Source organism: Agrobacterium sp. 5Ca50 (genome assembly GCF_055381905.1).
This window is the reverse complement of the sequence record NZ_AP026438.1, coordinates 2,594,591-2,609,585: the sequence shown is the minus strand read 5'-3', so window position 1 is coordinate 2,609,585 and position 14,995 is coordinate 2,594,591. Positions and strand designations below refer to the sequence as shown.

14 protein-coding genes are annotated in these 14,995 nt (G+C 55.2%); all 14 read left to right on the top strand.

The window, feature by feature from the left end:
* Nucleotides 1–15: 15 nt before the first annotated feature.
* The gene (locus ACZ5FM_RS12700; protein WP_275641880.1) at nucleotides 16–594 is read left to right on the top strand and encodes a DinB family protein; all 579 of its coding nucleotides are present in this window, start codon (nucleotides 16–18) and stop codon (nucleotides 592–594) included.
* Nucleotides 591–1,112, top strand: a complete 522-nt coding sequence (locus ACZ5FM_RS12695; RefSeq protein WP_275641879.1) for an NUDIX hydrolase — start codon at nucleotides 591–593, stop codon at nucleotides 1,110–1,112. The genes ACZ5FM_RS12700 and ACZ5FM_RS12695 overlap by 4 nt, the downstream gene beginning before the upstream one ends.
* 122 nt (nucleotides 1,113–1,234) lie before the next feature.
* Nucleotides 1,235–1,675, top strand: a complete 441-nt coding sequence (gene ybgC, locus ACZ5FM_RS12690; RefSeq protein WP_275641878.1) for a tol-pal system-associated acyl-CoA thioesterase — start codon at nucleotides 1,235–1,237, stop codon at nucleotides 1,673–1,675.
* Nucleotides 1,676–1,936: 261 nt separating this feature from the next.
* Complete coding sequence (tolQ, locus tag ACZ5FM_RS12685; protein WP_192488145.1) at nucleotides 1,937–2,656, top strand: protein TolQ; 720 nt, start codon at nucleotides 1,937–1,939, stop codon at nucleotides 2,654–2,656.
* A 30-nt stretch (nucleotides 2,657–2,686) separates the two neighbouring features.
* Nucleotides 2,687–3,142, top strand: coding sequence for a protein TolR (gene tolR, locus ACZ5FM_RS12680; RefSeq protein ID WP_192488146.1), 456 nt, complete (start codon nucleotides 2,687–2,689; stop codon nucleotides 3,140–3,142).
* An 8-nt stretch (nucleotides 3,143–3,150) separates the two neighbouring features.
* Nucleotides 3,151–4,323: a cell envelope integrity TolA family protein gene (locus ACZ5FM_RS12675; RefSeq protein ID WP_192488147.1), complete on the top strand. Its 1,173-nt coding sequence runs from the start codon at nucleotides 3,151–3,153 to the stop codon at nucleotides 4,321–4,323.
* Between the two features lie 20 nt (nucleotides 4,324–4,343).
* Entirely contained in the window at nucleotides 4,344–5,651 is a 1,308-nt protein-coding gene (tolB, locus tag ACZ5FM_RS12670) for a Tol-Pal system beta propeller repeat protein TolB (RefSeq protein WP_192488148.1), read from the top strand.
* 211 nt (nucleotides 5,652–5,862) lie between these two features.
* A complete protein-coding gene (gene pal / locus ACZ5FM_RS12665) occupies nucleotides 5,863–6,399 on the top strand; it encodes a peptidoglycan-associated lipoprotein Pal (RefSeq protein WP_192488149.1) in 537 nt (178 codons plus the stop codon).
* A gap of 165 nt (nucleotides 6,400–6,564) precedes the next feature.
* Nucleotides 6,565–7,569: a tol-pal system protein YbgF gene (ybgF, locus tag ACZ5FM_RS12660; protein ID WP_312945719.1), complete on the top strand. Its 1,005-nt coding sequence runs from the start codon at nucleotides 6,565–6,567 to the stop codon at nucleotides 7,567–7,569.
* 37 nt (nucleotides 7,570–7,606) lie between these two features.
* Nucleotides 7,607–8,896 (top strand): tRNA lysidine(34) synthetase TilS, encoded by a 1,290-nt coding sequence (gene tilS, locus ACZ5FM_RS12655; RefSeq protein ID WP_464038874.1) that lies wholly within the window; start codon nucleotides 7,607–7,609, stop codon nucleotides 8,894–8,896.
* 153 nt (nucleotides 8,897–9,049) lie between these two features.
* Nucleotides 9,050–10,999, top strand: coding sequence for an ATP-dependent zinc metalloprotease FtsH (gene ftsH / locus ACZ5FM_RS12650; protein ID WP_464038873.1), 1,950 nt, complete (start codon nucleotides 9,050–9,052; stop codon nucleotides 10,997–10,999).
* 174 nt (nucleotides 11,000–11,173) lie between these two features.
* Entirely contained in the window at nucleotides 11,174–12,529 is a 1,356-nt protein-coding gene (glmM, locus tag ACZ5FM_RS12645; protein ID WP_464038872.1) for a phosphoglucosamine mutase, read from the top strand.
* 194 nt (nucleotides 12,530–12,723) lie between these two features.
* Nucleotides 12,724–13,569 (top strand): outer membrane protein, encoded by an 846-nt coding sequence (locus ACZ5FM_RS12640; RefSeq protein ID WP_259143215.1) that lies wholly within the window; start codon nucleotides 12,724–12,726, stop codon nucleotides 13,567–13,569.
* A 214-nt stretch (nucleotides 13,570–13,783) separates the two neighbouring features.
* The gene (locus ACZ5FM_RS12635) at nucleotides 13,784–14,962 is read left to right on the top strand and encodes a phosphoserine transaminase (RefSeq protein ID WP_250982175.1); all 1,179 of its coding nucleotides are present in this window, start codon (nucleotides 13,784–13,786) and stop codon (nucleotides 14,960–14,962) included.
* Nucleotides 14,963–14,995 lie beyond the last annotated feature (33 nt).

Sequence of the window (14,995 nt, the reverse complement as noted above, 5' to 3'; positions counted from 1 at the left end):
TTTGAAGGAGAGAGCATGAGCATTTACGATCCTGTCCGCGGCTTTCGTAAACTTGCCTTTAACAATGCGCTGGCCAATTACCGTCTACATCAGGCCTGTCGGCAGTTGCAGCCGGGAGAATTTGAGGCGCCGCGGGTTTCCTTCTTCCCATCCATTCGGTCGACACTCAATCACATCCTCGTTGTGGACCGATTTTATATCGATGCGTTGCAGGGTGGGAGTTTGGGCCCCGCTGCATGGGCTGACCCCGAACCCTACAAGAACATTGACGACTTGGCCATTGAGCAAGGCGCCTTGGACAAGGTTCTCATCACGCTTACTGATGATCTCACCGCTGAGGAGCTCTCCTCCGAGATCCTCATTCACCGTCAGCAGCGTATTCAGCGTGAACGGTTTGACGACGTCTTACAGCACGTCTTTCAACATCAGACACATCATCGTGGCCAGGTGCATGCAATGTTGGCTGGTACAAGTGTCAAGCCTCCGCAACTGGATGAATTCATTGTTGCCGATGACGCGAAATTTCGTCAGGACGAGGTCGCAGCGTTAGGGCTGGATGAGAAACGGCTTATGCAGGCAGGATCATTTTTATGACACAAGACATGCGCATTCGCATGAAATTCAAACCAAAGCGTATTTTCCAGATGCGGATTGCCGGACTGGCTTTTCGCGATGGGCATGTGCTGGTGCACCGTGCGACACACGAGACATTTTGGACATTTCCCGGTGGTCGGGCTGAAGTGGGGGAAACCTCTGCCGAGACGCTTGCCCGCGAAATGGTGGAAGAGTTGAGTGCTGAAGTCCAGGTCGGTCGCTTGCTCTGGGCCGTCGAAAACTTCTTCCATTATGAAGAAAAACATTGGCACGAACTCGGCTTTTATTACTTGATGGAACTGCCTGAGAACTTCCCATTCCACCCCAGTGATATCATCCACCGGGTGCAAGATGGTAAAAACGAGCTGGAATTCCGCTGGGTGCCGGCGACGCGTGACGCCTTGAAAGCACTCGATATTCCTCCCTATTTCATTGCCGACGAAATCGAAAATCTTCCAACGACTGTCAAACATCTTGTGTGGCGGGATGGCGATCTGGACGCGACCGGTCATCCCTGAAAGTTATGTTCACAGAGTTTTGAATGGGGTTGGCATCGCGCTTTCTTTCGTTCCAGCTGTTGTGGTATCTGCCGGTTTTCATCTGAAGCAATCAGTTTCCTAATCGGGACGGACGTCACATCATGAGCGACCAGCTTTTTTCACTCTCCGGCGAACTCATTGAACATGGCCACCGCTTGACGCAACGGGTCTATTACGAAGACACGGATTTCTCCGGTCTGGTTTATCATGCCAGATACCTGCATTTTCTTGAGCGCGGCCGCACCGACTATCTGCGGTGCCTGGGTTGCGAACAAAGCGCGCTGCTGACGGCGGATGAAGAGGGCTTGGTTTTCGTTGTCCACCGTATGGAAATCGACTTCAAAACGCCGGCGCGAATGGATGACGTGTTGACCATCATAACGCGTACCGAAAAGGCGGGTGGGGCGAAAATGGTGCTCAATCAGGAGATTTTGCGGGGCGAAACTCTGCTTGTTGCAGCCAAGGTTATTATTGCCGTGATCAACGCCAAAGGGCGGCCGAGGCGCTTGCCAGAGACCATCAGCGAGAAATTTCTCAAATAAACGTGACAAAAGCCAGCGTTCTTTTCTGATGGTAGCGAAAGTGTAACACTCTCTTAACCATAATGTAGTCTTACTTTCACGATCGCTATTTGTGCGCTGCACGCCTTCCTTTAACCAAATTTACAGGCAAGGAAGGCGCAATGGCAAATAACGGGGCTTGCGCAACGGGGTTAACGGTCAGGTGCCGTTCTTCGGCCATGAGCGCACACTTGAAACCGCCCGGTCTCGTGCCGGGCGTTTGGATTCGGGGATTGAGTATTTATGGAACAGGCAGGTTTGGCAGCAGCGACACATGACGTAAGTCTCTGGGCACTGTTCATGCAGGCGGGCTTCATCGTCAAGGTGGTCATGATTGGTCTTTTGGCTGCGTCCGTTTGGACGTGGGCAATCGTCATCGACAAATATGTGAGCTTCGGCAAGGCGAAGAAGCAGTTCGACCAGTTCGAACAGGTCTTCTGGTCCGGCCAGTCACTTGAAGAACTCTACAGAACGCTCGCAGAGCGTCAGAATGGTGGCCTTGCCGCTATTTTCGTCGCGGCGATGCGCGAATGGAAGAAATCCTTCGAACGTGGCGCGCGTTCACCCATCGGCCTTCAGATGCGTATTGACCGCGCAATGGATGTGACCATGGCGCGTGAAAGCGAACAGCTGGAATCGAAGCTCGGATCATTGGCGACCATCGGTTCTGCCGGTCCGTTCATCGGCCTGTTCGGTACGGTTGTCGGTATCATGACTTCGTTCCAGGCGATTGCCGGTTCCAAGTCCACCAACCTGGCTGTTGTTGCTCCCGGTATTGCCGAGGCGCTTTTGGCAACCGCGATCGGCCTTGTTGCCGCTATTCCTGCGGTTATCGCCTACAACAAGTTCACGGCGGATGCAGGTAAGCTTTCTGCACGTATGGAAGGCTTCGCGGACGAGTTTTCCGCCATCCTGTCCCGTCAGATTGATGAGAAACTGCAGCCCCGCCAGGCCGCACAGTAATCGCATACGGTAATTTGTGGAGTAGACGCTATGGGTATGTCAGCAGGTGGCAATAGCGCCGGTTCCGGTGGTCGGCGCGGTCGCGGCGGTCGCCGCAAGGGCGCCATCAGTGAAATCAACGTGACACCGCTGGTCGACGTCATGCTGGTGCTGCTTATCATCTTCATGGTGGCTGCACCGATGATGACGGTCGGCGTGCCAGTCGATTTGCCACAGACCTCGGCGAATGCTCTCAATTCCGAAACGCAGCCGATCACCATTTCGGTCAATGCCAATGGCCAGATCCATTTGCAGGAAACTCCGATCGAAGCTGCTGAGGTGGCCGATAAGTTGCAGGCTATTTCTACCACCGGCTACAATGAGCGCATTTTCGTGCGCGCAGATTCCGTCGCCGCATACGGTATCGTGGCAGATGTGATGGCGCGCATTCAGGCCGCCGGTTTCAAGAACATCGGTCTCGTTACGCAGCAGAAACAGGATAATTGAAGCGCGCTATGAAGGGCAGTCTGACCACATCTGCTATTCTGCATGTCACTGCTCTGGCGTTTGCGCTTGTTTCCATAGGCGCGCCGGAGCCCTTCGACGTGACTGACGTTGAAGCGTTGCCTGTTGATCTGGTACCCATTGAAGAACTGACGCAAATCCAGCAGGGTGACAAAACTGCGCCGCTTGCTGAGAAGTCGGCCCCTGTTCCGACCACGCGCCCTGATGTCGTTCCGGAAGCCCAGAATATCGGCAACAACACTGCTGACATTGAAGCGCCGCCGACCCCTTCGACAAAGCCAAGCAACAATGTCAGCGCCGCAGCACCTGCCAAGCAGGAAAAGCCGCAGCCTGTCGTTGACACCAAGGCCAATGAGGTCAAGGAAATCGTCAAGGAAGAGACATCGGCTCCGCCACCGCAGGAGATGGCTTCTCTGCCGACGCCGAAGCCCGAGGTAACGCCGCCGCCACAACAGCAGCCGCCAGCGGAAACGCAGGCGCAGGAACCGCCTCCGCAGAATCAGGAGCCGGCTGAAATTCCGGTGCCCCCAAATGTGCCGCGCCCGAATGCTCGTCCGCAGCCGCCGCAACCAAAGCCGGAGCCACCGAAACAGGCTGAAACGAAGCCTGCTGAAAGCAAGCCCGCTGAAAAGCCGGCTGAGACGAAACCGGATCAGGCCAAGTCGACGGAAAAGCCTTCGGACAAGAAGCCGGGTGAGAAAAAGCAGGAAACCGCAAAAGCGACCTCCTCCAAGGAGAGCGACTTCAATGCGGATGACATTGCAGCACTCCTGAACAAGCAGGAGCCTTCCGGCGGCGGAGCAAAACGCTCCACCCAGCAGGCTTCGCTTGGTGGCAAGAAGACAACAGGCGGATCCACGCTCAGCCAGACGGAAATGGACGCGCTGCGTGGCGCGATCCAGAAGAATTGGCAAATTATTCCCGGCATGGTCGATGCGTCAGAAGTGCGGGTGCAGGTCAGCATTCGTCTTGATCGTGACGGCTCGATTATCGGCCAGCCTGAAGTTACCGCGACAGGCGGCACAGATGGTACCCGACGGGCGATGGCCGGTGGTGCATTGCGTGCCGTTAAACGTTCAGAACCATTCACCAACCTGCCTCCGGACAAATATGACGCCTGGAGTGAGGTGGTTATCAATTTCGATCCCAGTGATTTGCTGTGAATGCTGAAAGGCCTGGCAACATGAAGACATTATTTTCAACACGGCTGGTGGCTGCCCTTGTGGCTGTCATGGCCATGTTCTCCGCACCGGCTTACGCCAAGGTCGAGATCAACATCAACAAAGGTAACGTCGAGCCGCTGCCGATTGCCGTGACGGATTTCATTTCCGGCAACGAACTCGGTGCGCAAATCTCGGCTGTTGTTGCCGCTGACCTGCAAAGGTCTGGCCTTTTTGCGCCGGTCAACAGAAGCGCCTTTATTGAAAAGATCACCAACCCCGATCAGGCGCCACGTTTTGAAGACTGGAAGGTCATCAACGCACAGGCACTGGTAACCGGACGTGTGACCCGCGAAGCAGATGGTCGTCTGCGCGCCGAGTTCCGTCTGTGGGATACCTTTGCTGGCGAGCAGATGACAGGCCAGCAATTCTTCACACAGCCGGACAACTGGCGTCGTGTGGCCCATATCATTGCCGACGCTATCTATGAGCGCATTACCGGCGAAAAGGGCTATTTTGATACACGTGTGGTTTTCGTTTCCGAGAGCGGTCCTAAAACGGCACGCAAGCGTCAGCTTGCCATTATGGACCAGGACGGCTTCAACGTACGCACGCTGACCAACTCCAACGACATCGTTCTGACGCCGCGTTTTTCGCCGAATCGTCAGGAAATCACCTACATGTCGTTTGAAGGTCAGCAGCCGCGCGTTTACCTGTTGCAGCTTGAAACCGGACAGCGCGAAGTCGTGGGTAACTTCCCAGGCATGACGTTCTCGCCCCGTTTCTCGCCTGATGGCCAGAAGGTTATCATGAGCTTGCAGCAGGACGGAAACTCAAACATCTATACGATGGACCTGCGGTCGCGGACGACAACACGCCTGACGAACTCAGCTGCTATCGATACCGCACCGTCCTATTCTCCCGATGGCGCGCGTGTGGTGTTTGAAAGCGACCGTGGTGGCCGCCAGCAGATTTATGCCATGAATGCAGATGGTTCCGGCCAGACGCGTGTGTCCTTCGGTGACGGTTCCTACTCGACACCGGTCTGGTCTCCACGAGGCGATCTGATTGCCTTCACCAAACAGTCTGGTGGCAAATTCTCGATCGGTGTGATGCGTCCGGATGGTTCTGGTGAGCGTATTTTGACCACCGGCTTCCACAATGAGGGGCCAACCTGGGCGCCGAATGGCCGCGTGCTGATGTTCTTCCGTCAGAACGCGGGTGCCGGCGGACCGCAGCTCTATTCGATCGATTTGACCGGTTATAACGAGCAGTTGGTCAAAACCCCTGCATTTGGTTCGGATCCGGCCTGGTCGCCGCTGCTGGACTAAGATCTCAAGATTTGCAGCGGCCGTGGGTACAAAAGCACCGATGGCCGCCGCATTTTCGTCACGGGCACGGAAAGACGCCTCTTTCTCGCCTCATTCTATTGTGAGGACCGGTGCTAATGTGACGATTTGTTAACCATGAATATTTGATCGTGGTTAACCGAAAACAGTTATTGTCTGGCAACGTTACTGAAATTCTAAGGAGAGACCGGCGATGAGCCGTACACACACTTCGTCGATCAGCCCAATGCAGAAACTGGCCCGTAACCCGGCCGTCATCGCTCTTACGCTTGCTCTGGCTCTTGCCGGTTGTGCGAAGGGTAACAAGAACATGCCTAACAGTGCAGGCGATCTTGGCCTTAACGGTGGTGCCGGTGGCCCTCCTGGTTCGCAGCAGGACTTCACGGTCAACGTTGGCGACCGTATCTTCTTCGACACCGACTCGACTTCGGTTCGCGCAGATGCGCAGCAGACACTCGACCGTCAGGCACAGTGGTTGCAGCGTTACCCGAACTACGCCATCACCGTTGAAGGTCACGCTGACGAGCGCGGCACACGCGAATACAACCTTGCACTGGGCGCTCGCCGCGCTGCTGCAACGCGTGATTACCTTGCTTCGCGCGGTGTTCCTGCCAACCGTATGCGCACCATCTCTTACGGCAAGGAAAAGCCGGTTGCAGTTTGCGACGACATTTCCTGCTGGTCGCAGAACCGTCGTGCGGTTACCGTTCTCGGTGGCGCAGGCATGTAATTATGCGGGCGTTCACGCGCTCGTTATCAAAAAGCAAAAGGCGGCCTCGTGCCGCCTTTTGTTTTTTTCATAGTTTGGCCGAAGTTAAGTTGCTTTTTGGCGTAAGTTGAGAACAATCCGGCTTTGCGTCACTCTGGCGCAAATCAGAACAGGCAGGACGTTGACATGAAGAAACTTGTCGTGGCGGGAATGCTGGGGCTTGCAGCTTTTACGGGCTTGAGTGGAATTGCCGTTTCGGCACCACTTTTCGGCTCAGGCTGGAGCGCTGGCGCAGTCAATTCCCAATCGGCGTCGCAGGCTCCTGTTGTGCGTGTACAGCAGGGCAGTGAAGCCGTTCGCGTACAGCAGCTTGAAGAAGAGATTCGGCAGTTGAACGGCCGTATCGAGGAAATGAGTTTCCAGCTTCTTCAAATGCAGGAGCAATTGCGCAAGGCGCAGGAAGACAACGAGTTCCGTTTCCAGGAACTTGAAAAGAGTGAGAACACAAAGGGAGGCCGTGGCGCTGCCACAGCTTCCTCTTCTTCTCCATCATCGACCGCACCATCCAACACGGATGAGGTGGCAACAATTATTGAAACGCCGTCCAACAACGGCGCTTCAACAACAACGTCGCGTGACATTGGTGCAGCGCCCGGTGAAACCACACTTGGTTCGATCCAGCTTGACAGCAGCGGTATGCCGGTCGGTGGGACGCTGAACGACAGCGCAAAAAACTCTTCCGGTTCTCTGCCAGGTGTCGAGCAGAACAACACGGCTTCGGTTGGTGGTGCGGGCAATGGAGCGCTGACCAGCGAGAACGACATTTACCAAGCGGCTTACGGTCATATCCTCTCGGGTGACTACAAGCTGGCTGAAGACGGTTTCCAGAGCTACCTCAAGGGTTATCCGAAGGGCGGTAAGGCTGCCGACGCAACTTTCTGGCTGGGCGAAGCACAATATTCGCAGGGCCGTTTCAACGATGCCGCCAAGACGTTCCTTGATGCGCACAAGAACTTTGCCAAGTCGCCACGCGCACCTGAAATGCTGCTGAAGCTCGGCATGTCGCTTGCGGCACTTGATAACAAGGACACCGCCTGCGCAACGTTGCGTGAAGTGACCAAACGTTATCCTTCCGCACCGAAAGCCGTTCTGGGCAAGGTTGCGTCTGAGCAGAAGCGACTAAGCTGCTAACCGATCGACAGTGTTCGATCCGATTATGAATTTTCCCGTGACAAGCCCTGCCGCCGCCGCGCAGACCTTTATCAGGCAATTACGCAAACCCGCCAAAATCCTCGTTATGGTTTCTGGTGGCAGCGATTCCCTCGGTCTGCTGCTGGCGCTGATAAAAGCTGCACACGCCAGCGCCAATGATGATGTCGCCCTATCTGCTGTTACTATCGATCATCAGTTGCGGCCCGAGGCTGCCGAAGAGGCCAGGCAGGTTGGCGAGATTTGCCGACGTTTCGGCGTCAAACACGTCATTCGCCGATGGGACGAGGTTAAACCCAATTCTGGCATTTCGCAGGCGTCGCGGCTCGCCCGTTACCGATTGGTAGCAGCGGTTGCCGAAGAGCTCGGCACGACCGTCATCGTAACCGGGCACACACTCGATGATCAGCTTGAAACCGTGTTAATGCGGGCCGCCCGCAGCACGCGCACAGAAAATACCGGGCTTTCCGGCATGGCAAAGCGCACGCTCTATGCTGGCCGGCATTGGCTCTTCCGACCGTTCCTGTCCGTACGCCGCGCCGATATTCGTGAATTTCTCGGCAATGAGCAGTTGGGCTGGGTGGATGACCCCAGCAATGAAGACCGCAAATATGAGCGGGTGCGGACACGGCAAGGTCTGGAGCAGCTCTCAGCAGCATCTGTTGATCGCAATGCAGGAGAAAAGCGCAAGGCAATCTCTCATGCTGCTGCCGGTCTTTTGAAAGACCACGCGCAGGGTGAGGGCAGTGGTGTGATCTGGCTGCATAATGAGGCCTTCGATCAGAAACTGGACGTGTGGCGTCCCGCACTTGCGGCAGTGGCTGCGGTGATTGGTGGCCGCCAACATCTGCCGGCGGCGGACAGCATGGACCGGCTCTCCGCGTTCATTCTGCAAAATAGGCTTGGCCGGATGACAGTATCCCGCACGGTGTTTGATCGTCGTCGTGATGGTTTGTACCTCTACCGTGAAAACCGAAACCTGCCGTCGCTGAAAATTGTACCCGGTGAGACTGTGTTATGGGATGAGCGGTTCATGCTGCACAATCCGTCTGCAGAGCCGGTTGATGTCTCCGCAAATGGTGGAAAAAATACGGAACTGGCGTCTGTGATTTTCCCCAATGTGCCGGTTGGTGTGGCAAAACGTGCCTTCTCCTCCATGCCGGATATTTTTGACGCGGGTCGAACGGCGATTCTCACGCGTTCTGTACTTATGCCTTACGAATTGTTTTTACCGGATTTCGACCTTGAGTTGGCAGGCGAAATAGCAATTCTGCTGGATTGCGCACCTGTGTTACAGCCACCGGTTTAAATTAGAGCTGTTTTTATCGATTTAATTTTCAGACTTTTTGCTTGAAAACGCATCTGAATGCCGTGTCTGCCTTGGCAACGGCATATGTCGACCTTATGTTAGTGGCACAGATGAGCGGGCACATAAGATGTCCGTGTGAGTTCGGGGAGTTCGATGAACCCAAATTTTAGAAATTTCGCCTTGTGGGCCATTATTGCCCTCTTGCTGATCGCGTTGTTCAGCATGTTCCAGACGTCGCCCTCGCAATCGGGTTCGCGTGAGATTCCTTATTCGCAGTTTCTGCGTGATGTGGACTCCGGTCGAGTGCGTGACGTGACTGTTACGGGCAATCGAGTGCTTGGCACGTACACGGAAAGCGGCACCGCTTTCCAGACTTACTCTCCGGTTATCGATGATTCATTGATGGAGCGTCTGCAAAGCAAAAACGTAACGATCGTAGCGCGGCCGGAGAGCGATGGCTCCTCCGGTTTTTTGAGCTACCTTGGCACGCTTTTGCCGATGTTCCTCATTCTCGGCGTCTGGCTGTTCTTCATGCGGCAGATGCAGGGTGGCTCGCGCGGCGCAATGGGCTTTGGCAAATCCAAAGCGAAGTTGCTAACTGAAGCACATGGCCGTATCACGTTTGATGACGTTGCCGGTGTTGATGAGGCCAAGCAGGATCTGGAAGAAATCGTGGAATTTCTGCGTGACCCGCAGAAGTTCCAGCGCCTCGGCGGTAAAATTCCGCGTGGTGTTCTTCTCGTTGGTCCTCCTGGTACCGGTAAAACGCTTCTTGCCCGCTCTGTCGCAGGTGAAGCCAACGTTCCGTTCTTCACGATTTCCGGTTCGGACTTCGTTGAAATGTTCGTGGGTGTTGGTGCAAGCCGTGTGCGCGATATGTTCGAGCAGGCGAAGAAGAATGCGCCGTGCATTATCTTCATCGACGAAATCGACGCCGTTGGCCGCCATCGTGGCGCCGGTCTTGGCGGCGGTAACGACGAGCGTGAACAGACACTCAACCAGTTGCTGGTCGAGATGGATGGTTTCGAAGCCAATGAAGGTATTATCCTGATTGCGGCGACCAACCGTCCTGACGTTCTTGACCCGGCTCTGCTGCGTCCAGGCCGTTTCGACCGTCAGGTTGTTGTGCCGAACCCGGATATCGTTGGCCGTGAGCGCATTCTTAAGGTCCACGTTCGCAACGTTCCGCTTGCGCCAAATGTCGACCTCAAGGTTCTGGCACGTGGCACACCCGGCTTCTCCGGTGCTGACTTGATGAACCTCGTCAACGAAGCTGCCTTGATGGCCGCACGCCGTAACAAGCGTGTTGTCACGATGCAGGAATTCGAAGACGCGAAGGATAAGATCATGATGGGTGCCGAGCGCCGCTCGACCGCCATGACTGAAGCCGAAAAGAAGCTGACAGCCTACCACGAAGCTGGTCACGCCATCACCGCGCTCAATGTGCCGGTGGCCGACCCGCTGCACAAGGCAACTATCATTCCGCGTGGTCGCGCCCTTGGTATGGTCATGCAGTTGCCTGAGGGCGATCGCTACTCCATGAGCTACAAGTGGATGGTTTCTCGTCTCGTTATCATGATGGGTGGTCGCGTTGCTGAAGAGCTGACGTTCGGCAAGGAAAACATCACTTCTGGTGCGTCTTCTGATATCGAGCAGGCTACCAAGCTGGCCCGTGCGATGGTGACCCAGTGGGGCTTCTCCGATGAACTCGGTCAGGTTGCCTATGGTGAAAACCAGCAGGAAGTCTTCCTTGGTCACTCGGTTTCGCAGTCCAAGAATGTGTCCGAAGCCACAGCCCAGAAAATCGACAACGAAGTTCTTCGTCTGATTGATGAGGCTTACACCGAAGCACGCCGCATCCTGACGGAGAAGCACGACGAATTCGTGGCTCTGGCAGAAGGCTTGCTGGAATACGAAACCCTGACGGGCGAAGAAATCAAGGCGTTGATCAGGGGTGAAAAACCAGCCCGCGATCTTGGCGATGATGGTTCCTCCAACAGCCGTGGTTCCGCAGTTCCGAAGGCTGGCACCAAGAAAGACGGTCCAACCGAAGCCAAGGGCGACGGTGAAGCTGAAGGTGGCATGGAGCCACAACCACATTAAGTTGTGCCTGACAGTAAATGTCAGTGGAAAACAGACCATCCGGTTTTGCCGGATGGTCTTTTTTTACAGTAACAAGATGTAATCCGTGTTTGCGGTAATTTACGTGCTGTATTGTGCTGTTTATGGCATGAGCAGAGCATGTGCGCTGATCGCGCGACTATTTCTGGAGTTCACATGACACGCCGTTATTTCGGGACCGATGGTATCCGCGGACAATCCAACGTCTTTCCCATGACGCCTGATCTGGCAATGCGGGTTGGTATTGCGGTCGGCACAATCTTCCGCCGCGGACATCACCGCCACCGCGTGGTTATTGGCAAGGATACCCGTCTTTCGGGATACATGCTCGAAAACGCATTGGTCGCCGGTTTTACTGCAGCTGGACTGGACGTTTTCCTTCTTGGACCAATTCCGACACCTGCTGTTGCCATGCTGACGCGTTCTCTGCGCGCCGATATCGGCGTGATGATTTCCGCTTCGCATAATCCGTTTGCGGATAACGGCATCAAGCTGTTTGGCCCCGACGGTTACAAGCTGTCCGACGAGTTGGAGCTGGAAATTGAAGACCTGCTCGACAAAGATATCTATTCCCAGCTGGCAAAACCGCACGAGATTGGCCGTGCCAAGCGCGTCGATGGCGATATCTATCGCTACATCGAATTCGTGAAGCGCACCCTGCCACGCGAAGTGACGCTGGATGGTTTGCGTATCGCGATCGATTGCGCCAACGGAGCGGCCTATAAGGCTGCTCCCGCAGCACTGTGGGAACTGGGTGCTGATATCGTGACGATCGGCAATGAGCCGAATGGCACCAACATTAATTTTGAATGCGGTTCCACCCATCCGGAAGCCCTGCGCAAGAAGGTGCATGAAGTGCGTGCCGATATCGGTATTGCCCTTGATGGTGATGCTGACCGCGTGATCATTGTCGATGAGCGTGGCGAAGTGGTCGATGGCGACCAGTTGATGGCGGTCATTGCCGACAGCTGGGCCAATGACAATATTCTACGGGGCGGTGGTATCGTGGCGACTGTCATGTCCAACCTTGGCCTTGAACGTTTCCTTGGCGGTAAAGGACTGTCTCTTGCCCGTACGAAGGTGGGTGACCGTTACGTGGTTGAGCATATGCGCAACCATAACTTCAATGTTGGTGGTGAGCAGTCCGGCCACATCGTGCTGTCTGATTACGGTACGACGGGCGATGGTCTTGTCGCTGCGCTGCAGGTGCTTGCCTGTGTGAAGCGGTCCGGCAAGACGGTTAGCGAAATCTGCCGCAAGTTCGAGCCTGTACCTCAGCTGCTGAAGAATGTTCGTATTTCCGGCGGCAAGCCACTTGAAAACCCTGTGGTTATTCAGGCGATTGCCGACGCGGAGAGCGAGCTGGCTGGCAATGGCCGTCTTGTCATTCGTCCGTCCGGCACTGAGCCGCTGATCCGTGTTATGGCAGAAGGCGATGACAGCGTGAAAGTTGAGAGCGTCGTAAACGGTCTGGTTGACGTTATTGTCAATGCGCGCAGTGCTGCTGCGTAAGAAAAATACTCTCTAAGTTACTGAAAAGCCGGCCTTGTACCGGCTTTTTTGTTGCCGGTTCTTCGCCTGTATTAATAAATCTTGGTGAATGATCGTAGTTAATCGGCACTTAACCTTTCTCATTCATTATTCATAACGGAACAGTTTACTGGCATGCGGCCATGGGCGCAGGTGCCGCTTCTGGAGTTGATGTTATGAAAAAAAGCCTGATTGGCATTCTCGCCGCGTTGACGGCGGGATCCAGCGCATTTGCAGCCGACCTTTATCAGCCAGATCCTCCGGCCTATATTGAGGCACCAGAAATTCAGATCACCGAATCAAACGGTTGGTATCTGCGTGGAGATATCGGCTACGCCTACAACAAGTCGCGTGGCGCTGAATTTTATCAGGGTCCATTCACAGCCGGTTTGACAGATTTCCGCTCCACAAAGCTCAAGGGTGGCTTTATGGGCGGCGTTGGTGTTGGTTATCAGATCAACAACCACTTCCGTACGGATCTGACGTTTGACTACATGGCCAAGAGCAACTTCCGTGGCTCGACCTTTGGCAGCTGTGGCGTAGCTGGTAGCTGCGTATCGACAGATCTGTCTTCACTGCGCGCTTACACGCTGATGGCCAATGCATATGTCGATCTGGCGACATTTGGCCGTTTCACACCTTACGTTGGTGCTGGTATCGGCGGTTCCTACGTTAAGTGGGCTAACCTCAGAAACACATCGTGTGAGGTAGGCGATCCTTCCAACTGCGACCCGACCTTCACCCATGGCGGCAAGGGCGGCTGGCGATTCGCCTATGCGCTGATGGCCGGTGCATCGATCGACGTAACCTGCAATCTCAAGGCTGATGTCGGATATCGTTTCCGCCAGATCGGCAAGGGCGACATGTTTGGCTATGACAGCGTCGGTGGTGGCCCAGGCCGCGACAAGGGCTTCTACTCGCATGAAGTGCGCCTTGGCGGTCGTTACGTCTTCGGCGGTTGCGACACGGCACAGTACATGCCGCCAGCAGAAATCCCAATCCAACCAGCAGTTTACAAGTAATTTCAGTTTCGAAAACAAGACCGCTCGTGCCTTTCAGGTGCGGGCGGTTTTTTGCATTTTCAGGGCACTTTCCTGATCATCGATATGGCGCAGCTGCGCCAATATTTTTTGTTCCAGCGACATATTCCGCTTGACTGTAACAAGCGACAGGCATATCCACCGGGGCAGGCCACCTCTCCCTAACGAGAGGCTTTCTATCTGGAAGGATAGCATTATGACTGCGATTGCAAAACCGGACGTACGTCCGAACAACACCCATTTTTCTTCTGGTCCTTGCTCGAAGCGTCCCGGTTGGTCGCTCGAAGCGCTCGCTGATGCCCCGCTCGGTCGCTCGCACCGCGCCAAGGTTGGCAAAGCCAAGCTCAAGCAGGCCATTGACCTCACCCGCGAAGTACTCAACGTTCCCGCCGATTATCGCATCGGTATCGTTCCCGCATCTGACACTGGCGCTGTTGAAATGGCACTGTGGTCGCTGCTCGGTGAGCGTGGCGTTGATATGGTTGCATGGGAAAGCTTTGGCGCCGGTTGGGTTACCGACGTCGTCAAGCAGCTCAAGCTGAAAGACGTTCGTAAGTTCGAGGCCGACTACGGCCTGCTGCCGAACCTCAAGGAAGTTGATTTCGATCGTGACGTCGTTTTCACCTGGAACGGCACAACCTCGGGCGTTCGCGTTCCTAACGCTGATTTCATTCCGGCGGACCGCAAGGGTCTGACGATTTGTGACGCCACTTCGGCTGCTTTTGCGCAGGACATGGACTTCACCAAGCTCGACGTTGTCACCTTCTCCTGGCAGAAGGTTCTCGGCGGCGAGGGCGGCCACGGCGTTATCATTCTGTCGCCACGTGCTGTTGAGCGCCTGCTGAGCTATTCGCCTGCATGGCCGCTGCCAAAGATTTTCCGGATGGTATCCGGCGGCAAGCTGATTGAAGGCATCTTCACCGGCGAAACCATCAACACACCTTCGATGCTTTGCGTAGAAGACTACATCGATGCGCTGCTGTGGGCGAAGAATCTCGGGGGTCTGAACGCGCTGATCGCGCGCGCTGATGCCAATGCCAAGGTGATTTACGATTTCGTTGCCGCCAATGACTGGATTGCAAATCTGGCCGTTGTCGATGAAACCCGCTCCAACACTTCTGTCTGCCTCAAGATCGTCGACAAGGATGTTGCAGCTCTAGATGCTGACGCACAGGCTGCTTTCGCCAAGGGCGTTGTTGCACTTCTCGAAAAAGAAAATGTAGCGCTCGATATCGGCGCTTACCGCGATGCTCCGTCCGGTCTTCGGATCTGGGCTGGCGCCACGATTGAAACGGCTGACATTGAAGCTGTCATGCCATGGCTTGCCTGGGCGTTTGAAACGCAGAAGGCTGAGCTTTCCAAGGCTGCGGCCTGATTTGGATTACCGGCCCTGCAAAGTGCAGGGCCG